The 17751-nt window shown below is 47.2% G+C and carries 16 protein-coding genes and 1 other annotated feature; of the genes, 9 read left to right on the top strand and 7 right to left on the bottom strand.

All coding sequences use genetic code 11. The features are described from left to right. The first annotated feature begins 59 nt into the window (after positions 1–59). From NYE50_RS16125 to NYE50_RS16110, 4 genes are all read left to right on the top strand, one after another. Positions 60–815: an ABC transporter ATP-binding protein gene (locus NYE50_RS16125; RefSeq protein WP_007408812.1), complete on the top strand. Its 756-nt coding sequence runs from the start codon at positions 60–62 to the stop codon at positions 813–815. Then, positions 812–2752, top strand: coding sequence for an FtsX-like permease family protein (locus NYE50_RS16120; RefSeq protein ID WP_159354494.1), 1941 nt, complete (start codon positions 812–814; stop codon positions 2750–2752). Before NYE50_RS16125 ends, NYE50_RS16120 begins: the two co-directional genes overlap by 4 nt. A 107-nt stretch (positions 2753–2859) precedes the next feature. Beyond that, on the top strand, positions 2860–3579 hold the full coding sequence (locus tag NYE50_RS16115) for a YwaF family protein (protein WP_159354493.1): 720 nt from the start codon (positions 2860–2862) through the stop codon (positions 3577–3579). A gap of 195 nt (positions 3580–3774) precedes the next feature. After that, on the top strand, positions 3775–4959 hold the full coding sequence (locus NYE50_RS16110; protein WP_017418406.1) for an MDR family MFS transporter: 1185 nt from the start codon (positions 3775–3777) through the stop codon (positions 4957–4959). A 40-nt stretch (positions 4960–4999) separates the two neighbouring features. Here NYE50_RS16110 and NYE50_RS16105 read toward each other — a convergent pair whose 3' ends face one another. Further along, entirely contained in the window at positions 5000–5785 is a 786-nt protein-coding gene (locus NYE50_RS16105) for a PAS domain-containing protein (RefSeq protein ID WP_022553638.1), read from the bottom strand. Between the two features lie 388 nt (positions 5786–6173). Between NYE50_RS16105 and NYE50_RS16100 the strand changes: the two genes are divergently transcribed. From NYE50_RS16100 to NYE50_RS16085, 4 genes are all read left to right on the top strand, one after another. After that, positions 6174–6509 carry a DUF4257 domain-containing protein gene (locus NYE50_RS16100; protein WP_015418038.1) on the top strand — a complete coding sequence of 112 codons (336 nt, stop codon included), beginning with the start codon at positions 6174–6176 and terminating at the stop codon, positions 6507–6509. A 102-nt stretch (positions 6510–6611) separates the two neighbouring features. Next, positions 6612–6825 (top strand) — a binding site (T-box leader). Positions 6826–6934: 109 nt separating this feature from the next. Then, a complete protein-coding gene (leuS, locus tag NYE50_RS16095) occupies positions 6935–9349 on the top strand; it encodes a leucine--tRNA ligase (protein ID WP_123117397.1) in 2415 nt (804 codons plus the stop codon). 116 nt (positions 9350–9465) lie between these two features. Next, positions 9466–9777 carry a rhodanese-like domain-containing protein gene (locus NYE50_RS16090; RefSeq protein WP_021494484.1) on the top strand — a complete coding sequence of 104 codons (312 nt, stop codon included), beginning with the start codon at positions 9466–9468 and terminating at the stop codon, positions 9775–9777. An 83-nt stretch (positions 9778–9860) separates the two neighbouring features. Beyond that, complete coding sequence (locus NYE50_RS16085) at positions 9861–10337, top strand: GNAT family N-acetyltransferase (RefSeq protein WP_014418678.1); 477 nt, start codon at positions 9861–9863, stop codon at positions 10335–10337. Positions 10338–10373: 36 nt separating this feature from the next. On the opposite strand, the gene melA is transcribed toward NYE50_RS16085, so the two are convergent. The 5 genes from melA to NYE50_RS16060 are packed head-to-tail and all read right to left on the bottom strand — an operon-like array spanning position 10374 to position 15765. After that, positions 10374–11672, bottom strand: coding sequence for an alpha-galactosidase MelA (gene melA, locus NYE50_RS16080; protein ID WP_159354491.1), 1299 nt, complete (start codon positions 11670–11672; stop codon positions 10374–10376). 22 nt (positions 11673–11694) lie between these two features. Further along, positions 11695–12516 carry a carbohydrate ABC transporter permease gene (locus NYE50_RS16075; RefSeq protein WP_007408803.1) on the bottom strand — a complete coding sequence of 274 codons (822 nt, stop codon included), beginning with the start codon at positions 12514–12516 and terminating at the stop codon, positions 11695–11697. Further along, positions 12513–13424: a carbohydrate ABC transporter permease gene (locus NYE50_RS16070; protein ID WP_159354489.1), complete on the bottom strand. Its 912-nt coding sequence runs from the start codon at positions 13422–13424 to the stop codon at positions 12513–12515. Before NYE50_RS16070 ends, NYE50_RS16075 begins: the two co-directional genes overlap by 4 nt. Next, entirely contained in the window at positions 13421–14698 is a 1278-nt protein-coding gene (locus NYE50_RS16065) for an ABC transporter substrate-binding protein (RefSeq protein WP_224988728.1), read from the bottom strand. The genes NYE50_RS16070 and NYE50_RS16065 overlap by 4 nt, the downstream gene beginning before the upstream one ends. A gap of 41 nt (positions 14699–14739) precedes the next feature. Further along, positions 14740–15765: a LacI family DNA-binding transcriptional regulator gene (locus NYE50_RS16060; RefSeq protein ID WP_159354487.1), complete on the bottom strand. Its 1026-nt coding sequence runs from the start codon at positions 15763–15765 to the stop codon at positions 14740–14742. Positions 15766–15966: 201 nt separating this feature from the next. Here NYE50_RS16060 and NYE50_RS16055 point away from each other — a divergent pair, with 201 nt between their 5' ends. After that, positions 15967–16149 (top strand): sporulation protein Cse60, encoded by a 183-nt coding sequence (locus NYE50_RS16055; protein WP_003152309.1) that lies wholly within the window; start codon positions 15967–15969, stop codon positions 16147–16149. 35 nt (positions 16150–16184) lie between these two features. On the opposite strand, the gene opuD is transcribed toward NYE50_RS16055, so the two are convergent. After that, a complete protein-coding gene (gene opuD / locus NYE50_RS16050) occupies positions 16185–17720 on the bottom strand; it encodes a glycine betaine transporter OpuD (protein WP_159354486.1) in 1536 nt (511 codons plus the stop codon). Positions 17721–17751: the final 31 nt, after the last annotated feature.

Raw genomic sequence — 17751 nt, 5'->3', positions numbered from 1 at the left:
GAAAAAAACGGTTTCTGTTTTTAAAATAAAGATAACCAATGTAAAAGGAGAATCATAACGTGATGATTTTAGAAGCAGGCAATATACAAAAAAGCTACGGAAACAAGCTGAATAAACAAGAGGTGCTGAAAGGAATTGATCTTCAGATTCACAAAGGGGAATTCGTCAGCATTATGGGCCCGTCGGGATCAGGGAAAACGACCCTTTTGAATGTGCTTTCCTCCATTGATAAAGTGAGCGCGGGCACCATTAAACTGAATGAGACGGAGATTACATCCATGAAAGAAAAACAGCTTGCCGAATTCAGAAAACGGCATCTCGGCTTTATTTTTCAGGATTATAATTTATTGGACACGCTGACCGTGAAAGAAAACATACTCCTGCCGTTATCCATTACGAAAATGTCTAAGAAAGAGGCAGACCTGCGATTTGCCGAGACGGCAGAGGAGCTTGGGATCTATGATTTGCGACATAAGTATCCGAGTGAAATTTCCGGCGGGCAAAAACAGCGGACGTCTGCCGCAAGAGCTGTTATTCACGAGCCGGGCATTATTTTTGCTGATGAGCCGACCGGAGCGCTCGATTCAAAGGCTGCCATGGATTTACTGAATAAACTCAGCCGTCTGAATCAAAAACGCCGCGCCACCATTGTGATGGTGACGCATGATCCGGTTGCCGCCAGCTATTCCGGACGTGTGGTTTTCATTAAAGACGGCCGTGTGTATACACAGCTGAATAAAGGCGGCCAGGACAGACCGGACTTTTTTCAGGATATTATGAAAACGCAAAGTGTATTGGGCGGAGTTCAGGCATGAGTATTCATCATTTGATCTTCCAGAACTTGAAAAAGAATATGAAAAACTATTACCTTTACGTTTTTGCGCTGGTGTTCAGCGCCGCCCTTTATTTCGCGTTTGTCACGATGCAATACGATCCGGCGCTTGATGAAATGAAAAGCTCCATAAAAGGAGCGGCGGCAATCCGGGCCGCCTCTGTACTGCTTGTGGCGATCGTGTCCGTATTTCTTTTATACGCCAACACCATTTTTATTAAACGGCGCGGCCGGGAAATCGGCTTATTCCGATTAATCGGCATGACGAAAATGCACATTTTCCGCATACTCAGCACAGAAAATTTCATTTTGTATTTCGGATCGATTTGGATCGGTATTTTTGCCGGCTTTTCTCTTTCGAAATTATGTATGATGATGCTGTTTCATACAGTCGGTGTGAAAGCCTCTGTCTCACTGTTTTTTTCAAGCAAGGCGCTCGTTCAGACGTTAATTGTGTTCGGGGCAATTTACGTGCTGATTATGATGATGAATTACTTATTTATTAAACGGCAAAGCATTTTGTCTTTATTTAAAACCGCGTCATCGTCAGAAAGCGGCATAAGGCGGCTCTCTTGGGTGCAGATGTCGATCGGTGTTGTCGGTATTGCGGCCGTTATCGCCGGCTATGCCGTGTCCGCGGATTTATTCGGAGGCAGTTTTACGAGCATGAATGAACTGTTTTCGGCAATGGTGTTTATTCTCGGCTCGGTCATTATCGGAACCTATCTGTTTTATAAAGGTTCGGTCAGCTTTCTGGCAAATCTCATCCGGAAATCAAAAGGCGGGTATCTGAATGTCAGTGAAGTGCTGTCTTTGTCATCCATCATGTTCCGGATGAAGTCAAACGCCGTCCTGCTGACGATTATTACGACTCTTTCGGCGCTGGCAATCGGTTTGCTGTCTTTAAGCTATATCTCGTACTATTCCGCGGAAAAATCGGCTGAGCAAAATACAGCCGCGGACTTTGCCTTTGATAACCAAAAGGAGACTGACTCATTTACCGCTTTATTGAAGAAAAACGGAATTGAACACAAAGTGAAAACAATCAAGACCATTCAAGCCGGTGTCAATATGAAGAACATCATAAACGGCGATATGAAAAGCTTTCAACAAGACCCGTCCAGCTTGGCGCTGCCGATTATAAGCGAGAAAGACGCAGAAGGGACGGAGCTTTCTGACGGAGAAGCCGTGTTTACCGGATATAATGATATGATGAAAAGATTTCTTGACCTGAAAACGTCAGGTTCCATTGATATAAACGGCAAAACGGATAAAATACCGCTGGCGTATAAGGGCTTGAAGAACGACTTCCTCCTGTCATATACATTTACAAGCGGAGGGCTGCCGACCGTTATCGTCACGCAGCAGGTATTTGATCGGATCGAGAAAGATATCGACCCGTCCATCCAGGGAAAATCAAATCGGTTTTTCGGCATTACACTCAAACATGAAGAGGACATCCAAAAAGCTGATGGTCTGTTTCAGGCGCAGCACTATTCTGACGGCGCGCTTTCACAATTTGAAACGGCTGACACCCAAAAGAAAAACATGGGGCTGATCATGTTTATTGTCGGCTTTTTGGGATTAACCTTTCTGATCACCTCAGGCTGTATCCTTTATTTTAAACAAATGGGCGAGTGTGAGGATGAGAAGGCTGATTACACGATATTGCGGAAGCTCGGCTTCACAACGGGGGATCTGCTGAAAGGCATCCGCCGGAAGCAGGCGTATCATTTCGGGATTCCGCTCGTTCTCGGGCTGTTCCACAGCTATTTTGCCGTTCAGTCAGGATGGTTTTTATTTGGAACGGAAGTGTGGACGCCGATGATCATCGTCATGGCGCTGTATACGCTGCTGTACTCCATCTTCGGCATGCTGTCGGTGCTTTATTATAAAAAGGTCATTCAATCCGCCTTGTAAAACAAGTTGAGGAGCCTCCGCATAAGCGGAGGCTTTTTTTGTATGAATAGAAGAAAGCGATTTTTAAAAGAATAGACATACGTCATTTTTTCGCGCGGGGGAGCCTTATGCAGAAGTATTTTCAATTGAAATCTGAAACAGGAGCCTTTCATCTTTTTTCCAAGGAACACATTTTCACGCTGTTGATCATCGGATTGCTGGGGGCGGGCGTGATCGTATTCCGGAAAAAGCTCAACCAGAGGCGGCCGAATCGCGTTTTCCGATATGTGCTGTTCATTCTTCTAGCCGTGTCGCAGATCGGCTATCATATATGGCTGCTATGTCATCATGCCTGGTCGCTGAAAACAGCTCTGCCGCTGCAGCTGAGCGACCTTTCCGTCTATTTGGCGATGCTGATGGTCGTGACAAAAAGCAAAAAACTGTTCGCCTTCCTCTATTTTGCCGGTTTGGGCAGCGCCGTACAGGCGATGGCAACACCTGATTTAGGGGCGTATTCTTTCCCGCATTTTCGGTACATCGTGTTTTTCGTCTCTCACGGCTGTGTTTTTCTTACCTGTCTATTCATGGCTGCTTCAGAAAGGTACAGGCCGTCGGCGCGCGGGCTGTGGGTATCGGTGCTGATCGTAAATCTGTACGGGGCGTGTGTCTTTTTTATTGATCGTGTGCTGAATGCAAATTACCTATATTTAATGAAAAAACCGAAGACCGCTTCGCTTCTGAACGTTTTCGGACCTTGGCCGTGGTATCTTCTATCAATGGAAGCGGCGGTGATATTGAGCTTTTTCATTCTGTATATTCCGTTTTGGCTGCTGAGGAAAAGAGCATGAGGCCGGCCTGTTTTTATGAATTCAATCATTTGTAATTTTTTCAACATTCCGGCATTATTTTTTTCAGATTCTGGTGTTGAAAAAAGACGTCCGCGGCGATAGAATGAATGTGCTATGATAACGTGTTCGATACGGAGCCGCGGCTTGCGGTTTCCGTTTTTTCATGGGATTTTTTATAGAGAGAGGGGGATCGGTATGCCGCGCGCTTTGAAGATATTAATCATCGGAATGTTTATCAATGTGACGGGCGCATCTTTTTTGTGGCCGCTGAATACGATCTATATTCATAATCATTTAGGGAAATCGCTGACTGTTGCGGGGATTGTTCTGATGCTGAATTCCGGTGCCAGTGTGGCGGGGAATTTATGCGGCGGATTTTTGTTTGATAAAATCGGCGGATTCAAATCCATTATGCTCGGCATTATGATCACATTGGCAAGTCTTCTCGGACTCGTTCTGTTTCACCAATGGCCTGTTTATATTTGGCTGCTCATCATTGTCGGCTTCGGTTCCGGTATCGTGTTTCCGGCCAGTTACGCCATGGCGGGAGCGGTATGGAAAGAAGGCGGGCGGAGAGCTTTTAATGCGATTTATGTAGCTCAGAACGCAGGTGTCGCCGTCGGCTCGGCACTCGGCGGGATGGTTGCGGCGTACTCGTTTACGTACGTGTTTTTAGCCAATGCTATGCTGTATGTGCTGTTTTTCCTTATCGTATTTTTCGGGTTTCGAAATATCAAAACCGGAAATGCGAGCCAGGTTTCTGTCCTGGACTACGAGCCTGTCAGCAGCAGAACGAAATTTACGGCGCTTCTCATATTGAGCGGCGGGTATGTTCTCGGGTGGATTGCCTATTCGCAGTGGTCCACAACCGTTGCGTCACATACTCAAAGCATCGGTATGCCGCTTTCATTATACAGTGTGCTCTGGACCGTAAACGGAATATTAATTGTCGCCGGACAGCCTCTCATAGGAGTTGTTTTGAAAAAATGGTCCGGTGCGTTAAAAACGCAGATGGTCATCGGCTTTTGTATTTTTATCGTCTCGTTCGGCGTGCTTCTCAGCGCCAAGCAATTTCCGATGTACCTCACCGCAATGGTGATTTTAACCGTCGGAGAAATGCTTGTCTGGCCTGCCGTGCCTACCATTGCCAATCAGCTTGCGCCTAAGGGGAAAGAAGGGTTTTACCAAGGATTCGTCAACAGTGCGGCGACGGGCGGCAGAATGATCGGGCCGCTTCTTGGCGGCGTGCTGGTTGATCAGTACGGAATGAGCGTGCTGCTGTTGATCCTGATGGTGCTTCTTGTTGTCAGCATCGCAGCGACGGTGCTGTACGACAAACGCCTGAAAACCGTTAGTAAACAAAACGTCCAAGTGCGATGACGACATAAAAAATCCCGCTGTTTCGGCGGGATTTTTTTGTTTATACGACCGGAAGCACGTTGACCGCGTCCTTAACGTTTAAATATGTCTTTAATGAAGAAAAGCTGGCATCAAGCTGATTCATTCTCATGGCGAGGGAAGGCTTGATCCCGGTGATAATCAATTCCGTGCCGATTAATTTAAGCAGGTGGTGCAATTTGAAAATCCGGTCTGCGGTCTGTTCGTTTACCTCGGCCAGACCTGATAAGTCTATAATTAAGTAATCATCTTTAGATGCGGTTAATATGTCCGTCAAAGTTGTCACGATTGAATCAAATCGTTCTTCCGTTAAGTTTCCCACTAACGGCAAAGCGGAGATGCCGTTTCGGATCGGAACAATCGGCGTTGACAGCGTCGTGATTTCTGCGAGGGAATCCTCAAGGAGCTTTTCGTATTCTTTCTGCTCTGTGATGTCTTTTTGAAAACCGACAAAATAGAGCTTGTCTTCAACATACAGAGGATCAATGTTGAGTTCATTCCAAAATGGGGTGCCGTCTTTTTTGACATTTTTCAGCCGCACCGTGATCTTTTCTTTCTGGTTTAAGCTCTTTCTTATTTTCGCGACTTGTTGACGGTCGGTTTCTTTGCTTTGCAGAAATCTGCAGTTCTTACCTAATATCTCTTCGGAAGAGTAGCCTGTCATATCCATAAATCCCTGATTTGTATATATGATGGGATTGTCCTCAAGAGAGGGGTCTGTAATCACCACGCCGATGCGTGCGTGATCAAGCGCCTTTTTGATAAGCTCCAGCTGCTCCAGTTTTCCGAATACATTTGAGTCAGCCATGTAAAACCCCCTTTTGGCCGTAAAGCTGCGCGCTTTTTCAGCCATTGTTTCTCCCCTTTTTAAATGAATCTACAGTAACCGTAGCATAACATATGTTCTGATTCAAGCAGCCGAAGTTTGCAATTTGTCATTCGGGCTTGTCCTCATATACACTGAATATATAAGGGGAAGGCACATCATCGCTAAGTAAGTGACTAGGTCATTGTCACTGGGTGAAAAATGAATCTAATGCATCAAGCTTACCGATCATGTGTTCACATATAATGGAAGAAACAAGCTTTTTACTTTCCTGCTCAATCGCCGGTATGTAGATATCGAAAATCATCGTATTCGTAAGGGGGCTGGATGGCCTGAAGTCGCTTTACTAAATAAGGGCTTTAGGAAGGTGATGAAGATGCTGCATCAGGTAATAATTGCTTGTGTAATTGGAGGCATCATGGGGGTTCTCGGTCATGTGAAAAAGAGAGGCAGGCTGGAGAAACCCAGAATGACAAAGCGGTTTATCTATCTCGGTTTTTTGGAAGATGGTTTTATCGGAATGGCTGCTTCCATCTTACTTGTCTTATCCGCTGACCCCGATTCAGGAATTCAACTCGTCATCTTATCCATAATCGCAGGCTACGGCGGAGAAGCTGTTCTCAGGAGCTTTGATTTTGTCAGAGAACAAAACAGTGATTCGGCCGAAGCAAAACCACACCAGCAAAAAAATCCTCCATCAAAATAATATCCCCGCTCACGACCCGTTCCGGGTACATTCCCATTGTATACAAACCTGCTTGCACTTATGAACAGAATTCTATAAAATACAGGTAAGATTACGGTAGCGATAAGAACAGTGAAGAGGAGCAGTAAGAAGCAGATTTTGCAATCAGAGAGTTGACGGCCGGTGCAAGTCAATCAAGTCTGTTTCCGAACTCGCCTCAGAGTTGCAGCGGCAAAACCGCTGACGCATAACTGCGTTAAAAGTATCAAGTGAGTGCGGCTTAAAAGCGCGCTAACGAGGGTGGTACCGCGGGAAACAAAAATCTCTCGTCCCTTTTTGGGATGAGGGAGTTTTTTTTAGTTTTAGAATAATCTGAATATAATCTTCCTCATCCCGTCAATACTTGGACTACATACGCCGTATTCAATCAGAAGGAGGTTTTTACGTTGAGTTTTCAGCACGAAAAAATAGAAAAGAAATGGCAGAATTACTGGTTGGATCATAAAACGTTCGCCGTCAGTGAAGAGAATGACAAGCCGAAGTTTTACGCGCTTGACATGTTCCCGTATCCTTCAGGAGCCGGCCTTCATGTCGGACATCCGGAAGGCTATACGGCAACCGATATCCTTTCGCGCATGAGACGCATGCAAGGATACAATGTGCTTCATCCGATGGGATGGGACGCGTTCGGGCTTCCTGCCGAGCAATACGCGCTTGACACGGGGAATGATCCGGCTGAGTTCACAAAACAAAATATAGATAATTTCCGCCGCCAGATCCAATCACTCGGATTTTCATATGATTGGGATCGTGAAATCAATACGACTGATCCGGACTATTACAAATGGACGCAGTGGATCTTCACTAAGCTGTACGAAAAAGGGCTCGCTTACGTAGACGAAGTGCCGGTCAACTGGTGCCCGGCGCTTGGAACGGTGCTTGCGAACGAAGAAGTCATTGACGGCAAAAGCGAGCGGGGCGGCCATCCGGTTGAACGCCGCCCGATGAGACAATGGATGCTGAAAATCACCGCTTATGCGGACAGGCTTCTTGAAGATTTAGAAGACCTTGACTGGCCGGAAAGCATTAAAGACATGCAGCGCAACTGGATCGGACGCTCAGAAGGCGCAAACGTGCATTTCGCGATCGACGGCACTGATGACACGTTTACGGTGTTTACGACAAGACCGGACACGCTGTTCGGCGCGGCTTATGCCGTACTGGCTCCTGAGCATGAGCTTGTGGAGGCCATCACGACGCCTGAACAAAAAGAAGCGGTAGACGCTTATGTTAAAGAAGTACAGGCGAAAAGTGACCTGGAACGGACGGATCTTGCGAAAACAAAAACAGGCGTCTTCACGGGCGCATATGCCGTAAACCCTGCAAACGGAGAAAAGCTGCCGATCTGGATAGCGGATTATGTCCTCGCCTCTTACGGAACGGGCGCTGTAATGGCCGTGCCGGCGCATGATGAACGTGATTTTGAATTCGCCAAAGTGTTCAGCCTGCCTGTCAAAGAAGTCGTAAAAGGCGGAAACACGGAAGAAGAAGCGTACACGGGAGACGGAGAGCATGTCAATTCCGGCTTTCTGAACGGACTGAATAAAGCGGAAGCGATTGAAAAAGTGATCGCCTGGCTTGAAGAAACGAAAAACGGTGAGAAAAAAGTGACATACCGCCTGCGTGATTGGCTGTTCAGCCGCCAGCGCTATTGGGGCGAGCCGATTCCGGTTATTCATTGGGAAGACGGCACGTCAACAGCCGTTCCGGCGGAAGAGCTGCCGCTGATTCTGCCGAAAACCGATGAGATCAAACCGAGCGGAACAGGTGAATCACCGCTTGCCAACATTAAAGAGTGGGTGGAAGTCACTGATCCTGAAACGGGCAAAAAAGGCAGAAGAGAAACGAACACGATGCCGCAATGGGCGGGAAGCTGCTGGTATTTCCTCCGCTTTATCGACCCGAAAAATCCGGATCAGCTCGCTTCACCTGAGAAACTGGATAAATGGCTGCCCGTTGATATTTACATCGGAGGAGCGGAGCATGCCGTGCTTCACCTTCTGTACGCGCGTTTCTGGCATAAATTCCTCTACGATATCGGTGTTGTGCCGACGAAAGAACCGTTCCAAAAGCTGTATAACCAAGGAATGATTCTCGGGGAAAACAATGAAAAAATGAGTAAATCCCGCGGAAACGTCGTCAATCCGGATGAAATTGTGGCGTCTCACGGAGCAGATACGCTCCGCCTGTACGAAATGTTTATGGGGCCGCTTGACGCATCTATCGCCTGGTCTGAATCAGGTCTTGACGGAGCGCGCCGCTTCCTTGACCGCGTATGGCGTTTGTTTATCGAGGAAAACGGCGAGCTGACGGGCAAAGTGACAGAAGGCGCGGGCGAAACTCTTGAGCGCGTCTATCATGAAACGGTCATGAAAGTGACAGAAAACTTCGAAGCCCTTCGTTTTAACACGGGCATTTCTCAGCTGATGGTCTTCATCAATGAAGCTTACAAAGCGAATGAACTGCCGAGAGAATATATCGAAGGTTTTGTGAAGCTGCTTTCTCCTATTGCGCCGCATTTGGCGGAAGAACTGTGGGAAAAACTCGGCCACGAAGGTTCGATTGCATACGAGGCTTGGCCTGCTTATGACGAATCAAAACTGGTGGATGATGAAGTGGAAATCGTCGTCCAGCTGAACGGAAAAGTAAAAGCGAAATTAATGGTTCCGGCTGATGCTGATAAAGCAGCATTAGAACAGCTCGCACAAGCTGACGAAAAAGTAAAAGAGCAGCTTGAAGGAAAAACGATCCGAAAAATCATTGCCGTACCGGGCAAGCTTGTCAATATCGTGGCAAACTGACCGGGCGAAGCCCCTCTCCTACAGAGAGGGGCTTTTTTATCAGGCCTCTATCATAGAAATTGCACCGCGGGCTTTGGTATACTTAACATCATAAAGATGAATGGGAGTGTCACACATTGAAAATAAATGAAATCAGCACAGCCGTACTGGAAGAAAAATTAAAAGCGGGAGAAGAGCTGTATCTGATTGATGTCAGAGAAGACGAAGAAGTTGCCGAAGGAATGATTCCGCAGGCCGTTCACATCCGCATGGGGGACATCCCTGAGAAGATGGATGCGTTAGACAAGGACAAGGAGTATGTATTTATCTGCCGTTCCGGAAAAAGAAGCATGAACGTTTGTATGTATTTACATGAGCAGGGCTTCCGTACGGTTAATGTTGAAGGCGGCATGCTGGAGTGGGAAGGCGAAACAAAGCCGAAGAAATAACGCTTTGAAGTGGAAGAAGAAAAGGGACGTGCGTCTTTTTCTTCTTTTTTTATAAAAAACGGGAGGCGAATCAGGTGAAACCGATGATCCGCGCTATGAAAACAAACGATATCAAACAGGTCCGGCAAGTCGCAGAACGAAGCTGGCATCATACGTATGAAGGGATTATTCCCAGACACATTCAAGATCAGTTTCTCGAATCCGCCTATCAGGATGAGATGATGGAACGCCGGCTCTTGCATTCTCTGTTCTTTGTGGCAGAAGAAGAGGGGCGAGTGCTCGGTTTTGCAAATGTCACCCCGGTTCAAAAAGACGGAAATGCGGAGCTGACCGCCATCTATATTGACCCGGATTGCCAGGGAAGCGGGATAGGAACGGCACTCCTTAAAGAATGCATCAGGCAGTCCGGCGGGGTAAAAAAGCTTTATGTCCATGCAGAAAAAGAGAACCGCATCGCCTTGTCCTTTTATCAAGCGAAAGGGTTTCAATGGGTATGTGAATTTGAAGAAGACTTTAGGGGACACACCTTACAGACGGTCAAACTGGTGCTGAACATATAAAGCGATCCAGCCTTTCCGGGGCCGGATCGCGAATGATCAGTGATAAGCCGGAAGCCGGTCTTTGTGCGCTTCAAATAAGTCATCGCACAAAGATATGATGTCATTCATGGAAAGCTCGGCGCTCGTATGCGGATCAAGCATGGCCGCCTGATATACGGCTTCCTTTTTTAATGTAACGGCCGCTTCGATGGTTAAAAGCTGTGTGTTAATGTTTGTTCTGTTGAGCGCCGCGAGCTGCTCGGGAAGTTCGCCGGAATAGCACGGCATAATGTGGTTTTTGACGGCTGTGCAAGGCACTTCTACGACCGCTTTCGCCGGCAGATTCGGTATCAGCCCGGTATTCAGCACATTGCCGCCGAATGTGAACGGTCTGCCCGTCTCCATCGCTTCAATAATTCTCGAACCGTATTCTTTTGAGCGTTCATGCGTCAGGTTTTGGTTGTTGATGATGCCGTCTCTCATCGTTTCCCAATTGTTGATTTGTTCCGCGCATCTCCTCGGATATTCATCAAGCGGGATTTGGAGTTCATCTATCAGCTCCGGATACCGGCTTTTTATAAAATACGGGTGATATTCGGCATTATGCTCAGATGATTCCGTTACGTAGCAGCCGAATTTATCCATCAGCTCAAACCGCACCATGTCCTTATGTTTCGTCTTTTGTTTTTCGCGTGCCCGTCTTTTAATTTCCGGGTATAAATCAATTCCGTCTTTTTTAATCTCCAAAAGCCAAGCCATATGGTTGATGCCGGCAATGCGTTCTTCCGTCCCTTCGTGATCCATGCCGAGTGAGTCAAACAGATCTTTGGTACATACCTGGACGCTGTGGCACAGGCCGACCGTTTTGACATTTGTATGTCTGAGCATCGCTCCGGTCAGAGAGGCCATCGGATTTGTATAGTTTAACAGCCACGCATCCGGGCAGACCTCTTCCATGTCTTTTGCGATGTCAAATAAAACGGGGATGGTGCGAAGGGAACGGAAAATGCCGCCTATTCCGACGGTATCGGCAATCGTCTGGCGGAGACCGTACCGCTTCGGGATGTCAAAGTCAATGACCGTCGCGGGTTTATAGCCTCCGACCTGAATGGCATTGATCACATAGCCGGCGTGTGTAAGCGCCTGTTTTCGGTCATCGTAGGAGATGATGGATATACTCGTATTGTAGCGGTCTCTCATGTTTTCCAGCATGAGCTGGGATTCTTTCAGCCGTACAGCGTCAATATCATAAAGCGCGAATTCAAACCCGTTTAATGCTTCAGTCAGTAAGCAGTCCCCCAGTACATTTTTTGCGAAAATCGTGCTCCCCGCTCCGATAAACGTAATTTTCTTCAACAGAAATTCCTCCCTTTTCTTCTCAGCCTTTGACCGCCCCGGAGGACAGCCCTGAGATAAAATATTTTTGAAGCGCCAAAAACAAAACGACCATCGGCAGCATCGCCATAATTGCGGCTGCGGCGACTAAGTGAAGATTGTTCGCATTTTCGCCGAAAAATCCCGCCATGGCCACGGTCAATGTCTGCACCTTTTGATCTTGTAAAAAGAAAATCGCAAATTGGTAATCGTTCCAGATAAACACGCAGGAAATAATACAGACCGTTGCGGTAATCGGTTTCAACAAAGGAAACACGATTGTATAAAAAGTCCTGATCAATCCCGCGCCGTCCATCCTGGCGGCTTCCTCAAGCTCTTTCGGAATGGAAGAGCGGATAAACCCTGAATATAAGAAAACGGTCAGCGGCATATATGCAGCCGTATTTATGAGAATGGCTGCGGCATGCGTATTGATCAGCCCCGCATCAGCGACCATCTTGTATAAAGGAACCATGGAAGTCAAAGGCGGGATGATCATGATTGAAATCAAAAGGCCGAAGACGATTTTGTTCAGCTTTGTATTTCTTCTTGCGAGAGGGTATGCGGCAAGCGAACCCATGAAAATTAATAAAGCGGCGGAAACGGCTGTAATGATGATCGTGTTCAGAAAGGATTGCCCGAGAGAGGCACGTTCCCATGCTTCACGAAAATTCTGAAATGAAAAGGCGGATGGCAGCGACCATTTTGAACTGTAGTCACCTTTTGCTTTTAATGACGTGGTCAGCAAAATATAAAAGGGGACAATATGAACGCACGAGATAACGGCTGCCAACAGCGTAAAAATCCGCATTCGGGCTGTTTTCATGACATTTCCGTCTCCTTTCGCTTGAAATACACGAGAGCCGAAAAGCTGATGACAAGAATAATGACGGACATAAACACGCCTTGGGCGGCGGCATATCCCGCATCCTGCCGTTTAAAATATAAATCATACATAAACGTTGACATCGATTGAGAGGAATTGCCCGGCCCGCCTGCGGTCAGCGCGAAAATGACATCAAACAGCTTCAGCCCGCCGATGATATTGATGACCATGTTGATGGTGACAGCCGGCATCAATAAAGGCAGGGTGATGGTGAAAAACGGCTGAAGACCTCCCGCGCCATCCATTTTTGCGGCTTCGTAATAATCTTTCGGAATGCTTTGCAGCCCCGCCAAATATACAATCATCGCAATGCCTGCGTATTGATACGTGTTAATCATGACGATAATCCACGGGTTTGCCGCAGGGCTTGCCAAGGCGTTGACAGGACCGATTCCCAGTGCGCCAAGCACATCATTCAGCGCACCCCCGTCATATGAGAAAATAAAAAAAATGTATCCCATTATCAGCGGACTGATAATGACGGGCAGGTAGACGATCGTTCTTGTGAGCGCCTTCATTTTTAAGCTTTGATTCAAAAGCAGCGCATATAAAAGTCCGAGCATATTCTGAAAAAAAGTGCTTCCGATGCCGTAAAGCAAAGTGTTTTTCACAACAAGCCACGTGTCCGGATCTGTAAAAAGCCTTTTATATTGAGTGACTCCCACCCATTGATACGTCTGTGAGAAGCCGTTCCAGTTTGTAAATGTGATAAAAGCGCCTTTGACAAACGGAAAAATCATGAAAATAAAAACCGTGGCAAGAGCGGGAACGTACATCCACCATAGTGACGCGGATTTTACCGGCTTTTGATGTTGAAATCCTTGGGTTTCTTTTGCAAGATCACTCATTCTTTTTCAGCTCCTTGTGAATCAGATTGAAGCCGGAGCCGCTTATATTCCCTGCCGAGTTTCGCGGAAATTTCAGCGGGGGTTAAGATATCGGCCATCAGCTCCTGCCCGGCTGTTCCCATCACATCCCACATTCCGTTCGGCAAATAAAGACGGTCAAAATAAGGCTGCACCTTAATATGCTGATAGCGCTTATAGTCATTTGCGTAGAAAATGTCCGTTTGCACATTCACTAATCCGGCCGGAAGCGAGGTCGCTTCGGCAATTGATTTTGCATGCTCGGGGCGGGCCATAAATGCGATAAACTGTTTCGCTTCTTTAAGCCGCGGGGAATCCTTGAATGCCGCCAGCGTGTAACGTTCGCCTCCGATCCAAACCGGCGCGTCTCCCTTGTGGACGGCCGGGGTCGGTATGATGCCGACTTTTACCTTCGGATTGATTTGAGCGACGTCTTGGCCGAGGGTGCCGCCCTGCAGCGTAAAGGCGATTTTGTTTTGCGCCATCAGTTCAATGAACTGGGACCGTTTTGCCGTCACGGCATCTATATTGAGCAGGTTTTCCTTTTGCATCTCTTTCAGTTTGTCAGATAAATAGGTGAAGTGTGTCCAGCGGAAGGTTCCGTTTAACAGTTGTTTTTTGTAACGGTGTGCGGGATCTGTGATGAGAAGCGGTGCGGCGAATTGATCGTAATATTGGGCAAATGAGCTTTTCTCATAGCCGGCAAACCAGAAGGGGGTGACTGTTCCGCCGCTTTTTTCTTTAATATGTCTCAATGCCTTCATAAAATCATCCATTGTTTCCGGCGGTTTGATTCCGTATTTTTCCAACATCGTGCGGTTGTATGCCAGTCCGTCCTTTGCCTGATTCAGAGGGAAGGCGTATATTCTGCCTTTGGCGTCTTTGAGCATGCTGTTTAAATTCGGATCGAGCCGCTTCGTCCAAGACATGCCGCTGAGGTCGGCGGTATATTCTCCGTAGCGGATTTTGGCCCAGCCGTGTGTGTCGAAAAGGTCGGGCATGTCACCGGCTGCCATTCTGACCCTCATCATATTTTCGTAGTCATTGCCTGGGAAATGAACGTTTACTTGAATGTCCGGATGTTCTTTTTGGAATGAATCAGCCAACTTTCTGAATACGGCGCGTTCGCTGTCTGAGGATATGGTGGAATAGACTGTCAATGTTTTCTGCTTTTCTCCGGCGCCGCTCTGTTCTGCCGAGCAGCCGGGAAGTATCAGGCAAGTAAAAGAAAGAAACAAAGCCAGTAAGCGTTTCATCTTTTCCTCCTTTAAATATGATATAAACGCTGCGGGACACGTCACCTCCTTTCTTGTGAGCCGCAGCTTTGTCTGACAATCAATGAAGTGGGGAGCGTCACGGCCAGCGGGACGGTTCTGCCGTTTAAACGGTCGAGAAGCAATTTGACACCCGTCCGGCCCATCTCTTCCGTGTATACTTTTACCGTTGATAAAGGCGTGCTGGCGTATTCTGCCTCATCAATTCCGTTGAAGCTGACAATCGCCGTATCGCGCGGGACTTGAAGGCCGGCTTCCTGCAAGGCTTTTAAAGCGCCGACAGCCATCGAATCACTTGCGATAAAAAAGGCATCGGGGAGACTTCCGCCTTTGAGGGCTTCATTCATCAGCCGGAACCCTTCGTGCATGCTGTATTCGCCGATCAGTACATGCTCCGGCTCGGCGCCGGCCATTTGTAAGAAAGCGGTCAAACGCTTATCCTCAATCGTTTTATTACTGTTTACACCGTCTATGACGGTATGCTCCCGCTCCCGGCCGCCGATATAACCGAGCCGCTGGTAACCGAGCGACAGAAGATGTTCTATCGCCTTTTGCGCTGCGGCATAAAAATCCACGCTGACGGAATCGTAGCGGGCGGGATCGGGGGTGCCGTTAACAAATACCGCGTGCCTGAAAGCGGCGCTGATATTCGTAAGCGCCTCGTCTTGCAGGCTGCCGATCACGATCACGCCGTCCAGTTCGTGAAACATATGCTCTTGAAAAGAACCGAGATGGATAGAAGATGTGATAAAAACTTTTTGCCGAAAGCATTCTTCCTCAATGCCTTTTCGGATCGCTGAAAAATAAGGATCCTGCCGTTCTTCTTCGGGTGACAGGCAGCTGACAACGCCGATCAGGGGCGCTGTATCGCTGCGGCTGCGGTTCTTCCGTTTTTTTGCCGACGGCTGATAGCCCAGCTCATCGGCGATTCTCAGAACTTTTTCTCTTGTTTCATCAGTCACGGCTAAAGAGTCATCCTCATTCAAAATTCTCGATACTGTCGCGCTGGATACAGATGCCTGTAAGGCAATATCTTTGAGACGGACCATTTCGCATCTCCTTTTTACTAAATATTTACTAAACAGAAATGACCTGGTTATTGTTAAAATGATATTATCATACGAGAGTAAGCGTTTTCAACAACTATTTTTGGATACTTTTAGTAAAAAATAAGTAAAAAAGAAAATCTGTTTTTCTCTATCATATTTCAATTGAACCGGAATAAATTGATAGAGAAAGGAGAGGGTGATGTGCTGAAGATAGCTGTTTTTGATGAGGAGCATGAAAAGGATCTGCAGACTGAAGTCAATACATTTTTAAAGGGGATTTCTGATGAACAGCTCGTTGATATTAAATATACGGTAGCGGCGGCCTGTGATCCTGAAGGTGAGCAGCTTTATTGTTTTTCCGCTCTCATTTTATACCGAAAATAAAGAAGCCCGGACGAATGGCCGGGCTTCACTGTGCATTATGCTTTTTTGACGCGGGGACTTCTCGGTTTTTGGTATTTCTCCGCTTGTTTGATTCCTTTTCTTTCGCTCGCTAATGACTTGTACAGAGACACGATCATCAGAAGGATTACGACTGAAAACGGAATCGCAGCGAGAATGGCCGTGTTTTGCAGTGCGGCAAGGCCGCCGGAATATAATAAAACCGCTGCCACGGCAGACTGGATAATGCCCCAGGTGACTTTCACCCGGTTTGAAGGGTTCAGCGAGCCGTAAGTCGTCTGCATTCCAAGCACAAATGTCGCTGAATCGGCTGATGTAATAAAGAATACAGCGATCAGAAGAAGCGTTATTACGGATGTCACCATTGTCAGCGGATAGTGGCTGAGTGTGCCGAACAGCATCGTATCCGTCGACATTCCCGCGACATTGAAGACGCCTTTCTGCTGAAGATCCATTGCAGATACGCCGAAAATCGCAAACCATAAAAAGGCCAATATACAAGGTGTCACTAACACACCGATTAAAAATTCCCGGATCGTCCGGCCCCTTGATACACGGGCGATAAAAATGCCGACAAACGGCGACCAGGATATCCACCAGGCCCAATAGAAAATGGTCCAGCTGTTAATCCATTCGCGTTTTTGGGGATCATTCGGAGACAAGCGAAAGCTCATCTGCACGATATTTTGGATGTATTGGCCGATAGAATCGGTAAATGAGTTCATAATCAGCACCGTCGGGCCTGCAATGAGGATAAAGATCATTAAAATAGCCGCGAGCGCCATGTTGGTATTGCTTAAGTATTTAATCCCTTTGCCGATTCCGCTCCACGCAGAAATCAAAAATAACACGGTCACGACAGCGATCAGAATCAGCTGAATGGAAAATGTTTTCGGAATGCCGAATAAATAATGCAGACCGCCGTTGATCTGAGTCGCTCCGAGCCCCAAGCTTGTCGCCACACCGACAACCGTTGCAAATACGGCGATACAGTCAATCGTCTTGCCGATCGGACCGTTCACTTTATCGCTTAAAATCGGTGTCAGTGTGCTGCTGATCAAACCTGGGGCATCTTTTCTGAATTGAAAATATGCGATACATAAAGCGACGACGGCGTATATGGCCCAAGCGTGCAGCCCCCAATGGAAAAACGTATACCGAAGCGCATCACGAAATGCTTGGGGCGTTTCTGTTTCACCTGAGGGAGAGCTGATGGCGTAATGGCTGATCGGTTCCGCAGCCCCGTAAAATACCAAACCGATTCCCATGCCTGCGCTGAAAAGCATGGCAAACCATGATAATAAGCCGAATTCCGGTTTTTCCCCGGGTTTTCCGAGTTTTATTGTGCCGATCGGACTCACAATGAGAAAGAGACAGAAACCGACAAATATAGAAACGGCCAGCAGATAATACCAGCCGAAAGAATCCGTAATAAATTTTTGTGCCGTATCAGTGACTTGCTGCAGGCTGTCAGGAGAAATGGCCCCCCATAAAACCGCAGCGGCTGTGATGACAATCACAATCCAAAAAACACTGGAGATGTTCTTCTTCAAACGTTCTCACCCTCTGACTATTTTTTTCAAT

It is taken from the genome of Bacillus sp. EU55 (genome assembly GCF_038005925.1).
GTDB lineage: Bacteria > Bacillota > Bacilli > Bacillales > Bacillaceae > Bacillus > Bacillus velezensis.
This window is presented reverse-complemented; position numbering and strand designations above follow the sequence as displayed.

Bases quoted from the DNA above. Each gene is read 5' to 3' on its own strand.
- NYE50_RS16120 (WP_159354494.1), top strand. From the start codon at position 812: ATGAGTATTCATCATTTGATCTTCCAGAACTTGAAAAAGAATATGAAA.
- NYE50_RS16115 (WP_159354493.1), top strand. From the start codon at position 2,860: ATGCAGAAGTATTTTCAATTGAAATCTGAAACAGGAGCCTTTCATCTT.
- NYE50_RS16110 (WP_017418406.1), top strand. From the start codon at position 3,775: ATGCCGCGCGCTTTGAAGATATTAATCATCGGAATGTTTATCAATGTG.
- NYE50_RS16105 (WP_022553638.1), bottom strand. From the start codon at position 5,785: ATGGCTGACTCAAATGTATTCGGAAAACTGGAGCAGCTGGAGCTTATC.
- NYE50_RS16100 (WP_015418038.1), top strand. From the start codon at position 6,174: ATGAAGATGCTGCATCAGGTAATAATTGCTTGTGTAATTGGAGGCATC.
- NYE50_RS16085 (WP_014418678.1), top strand. From the start codon at position 9,861: ATGATCCGCGCTATGAAAACAAACGATATCAAACAGGTCCGGCAAGTC.
- NYE50_RS16075 (WP_007408803.1), bottom strand. From the start codon at position 12,516: ATGAAAACAGCCCGAATGCGGATTTTTACGCTGTTGGCAGCCGTTATC.
- NYE50_RS16070 (WP_159354489.1), bottom strand. From the start codon at position 13,424: ATGAGTGATCTTGCAAAAGAAACCCAAGGATTTCAACATCAAAAGCCG.
- NYE50_RS16065 (WP_224988728.1), bottom strand. From the start codon at position 14,698: ATGAAACGCTTACTGGCTTTGTTTCTTTCTTTTACTTGCCTGATACTT.
- NYE50_RS16060 (WP_159354487.1), bottom strand. From the start codon at position 15,765: ATGGTCCGTCTCAAAGATATTGCCTTACAGGCATCTGTATCCAGCGCG.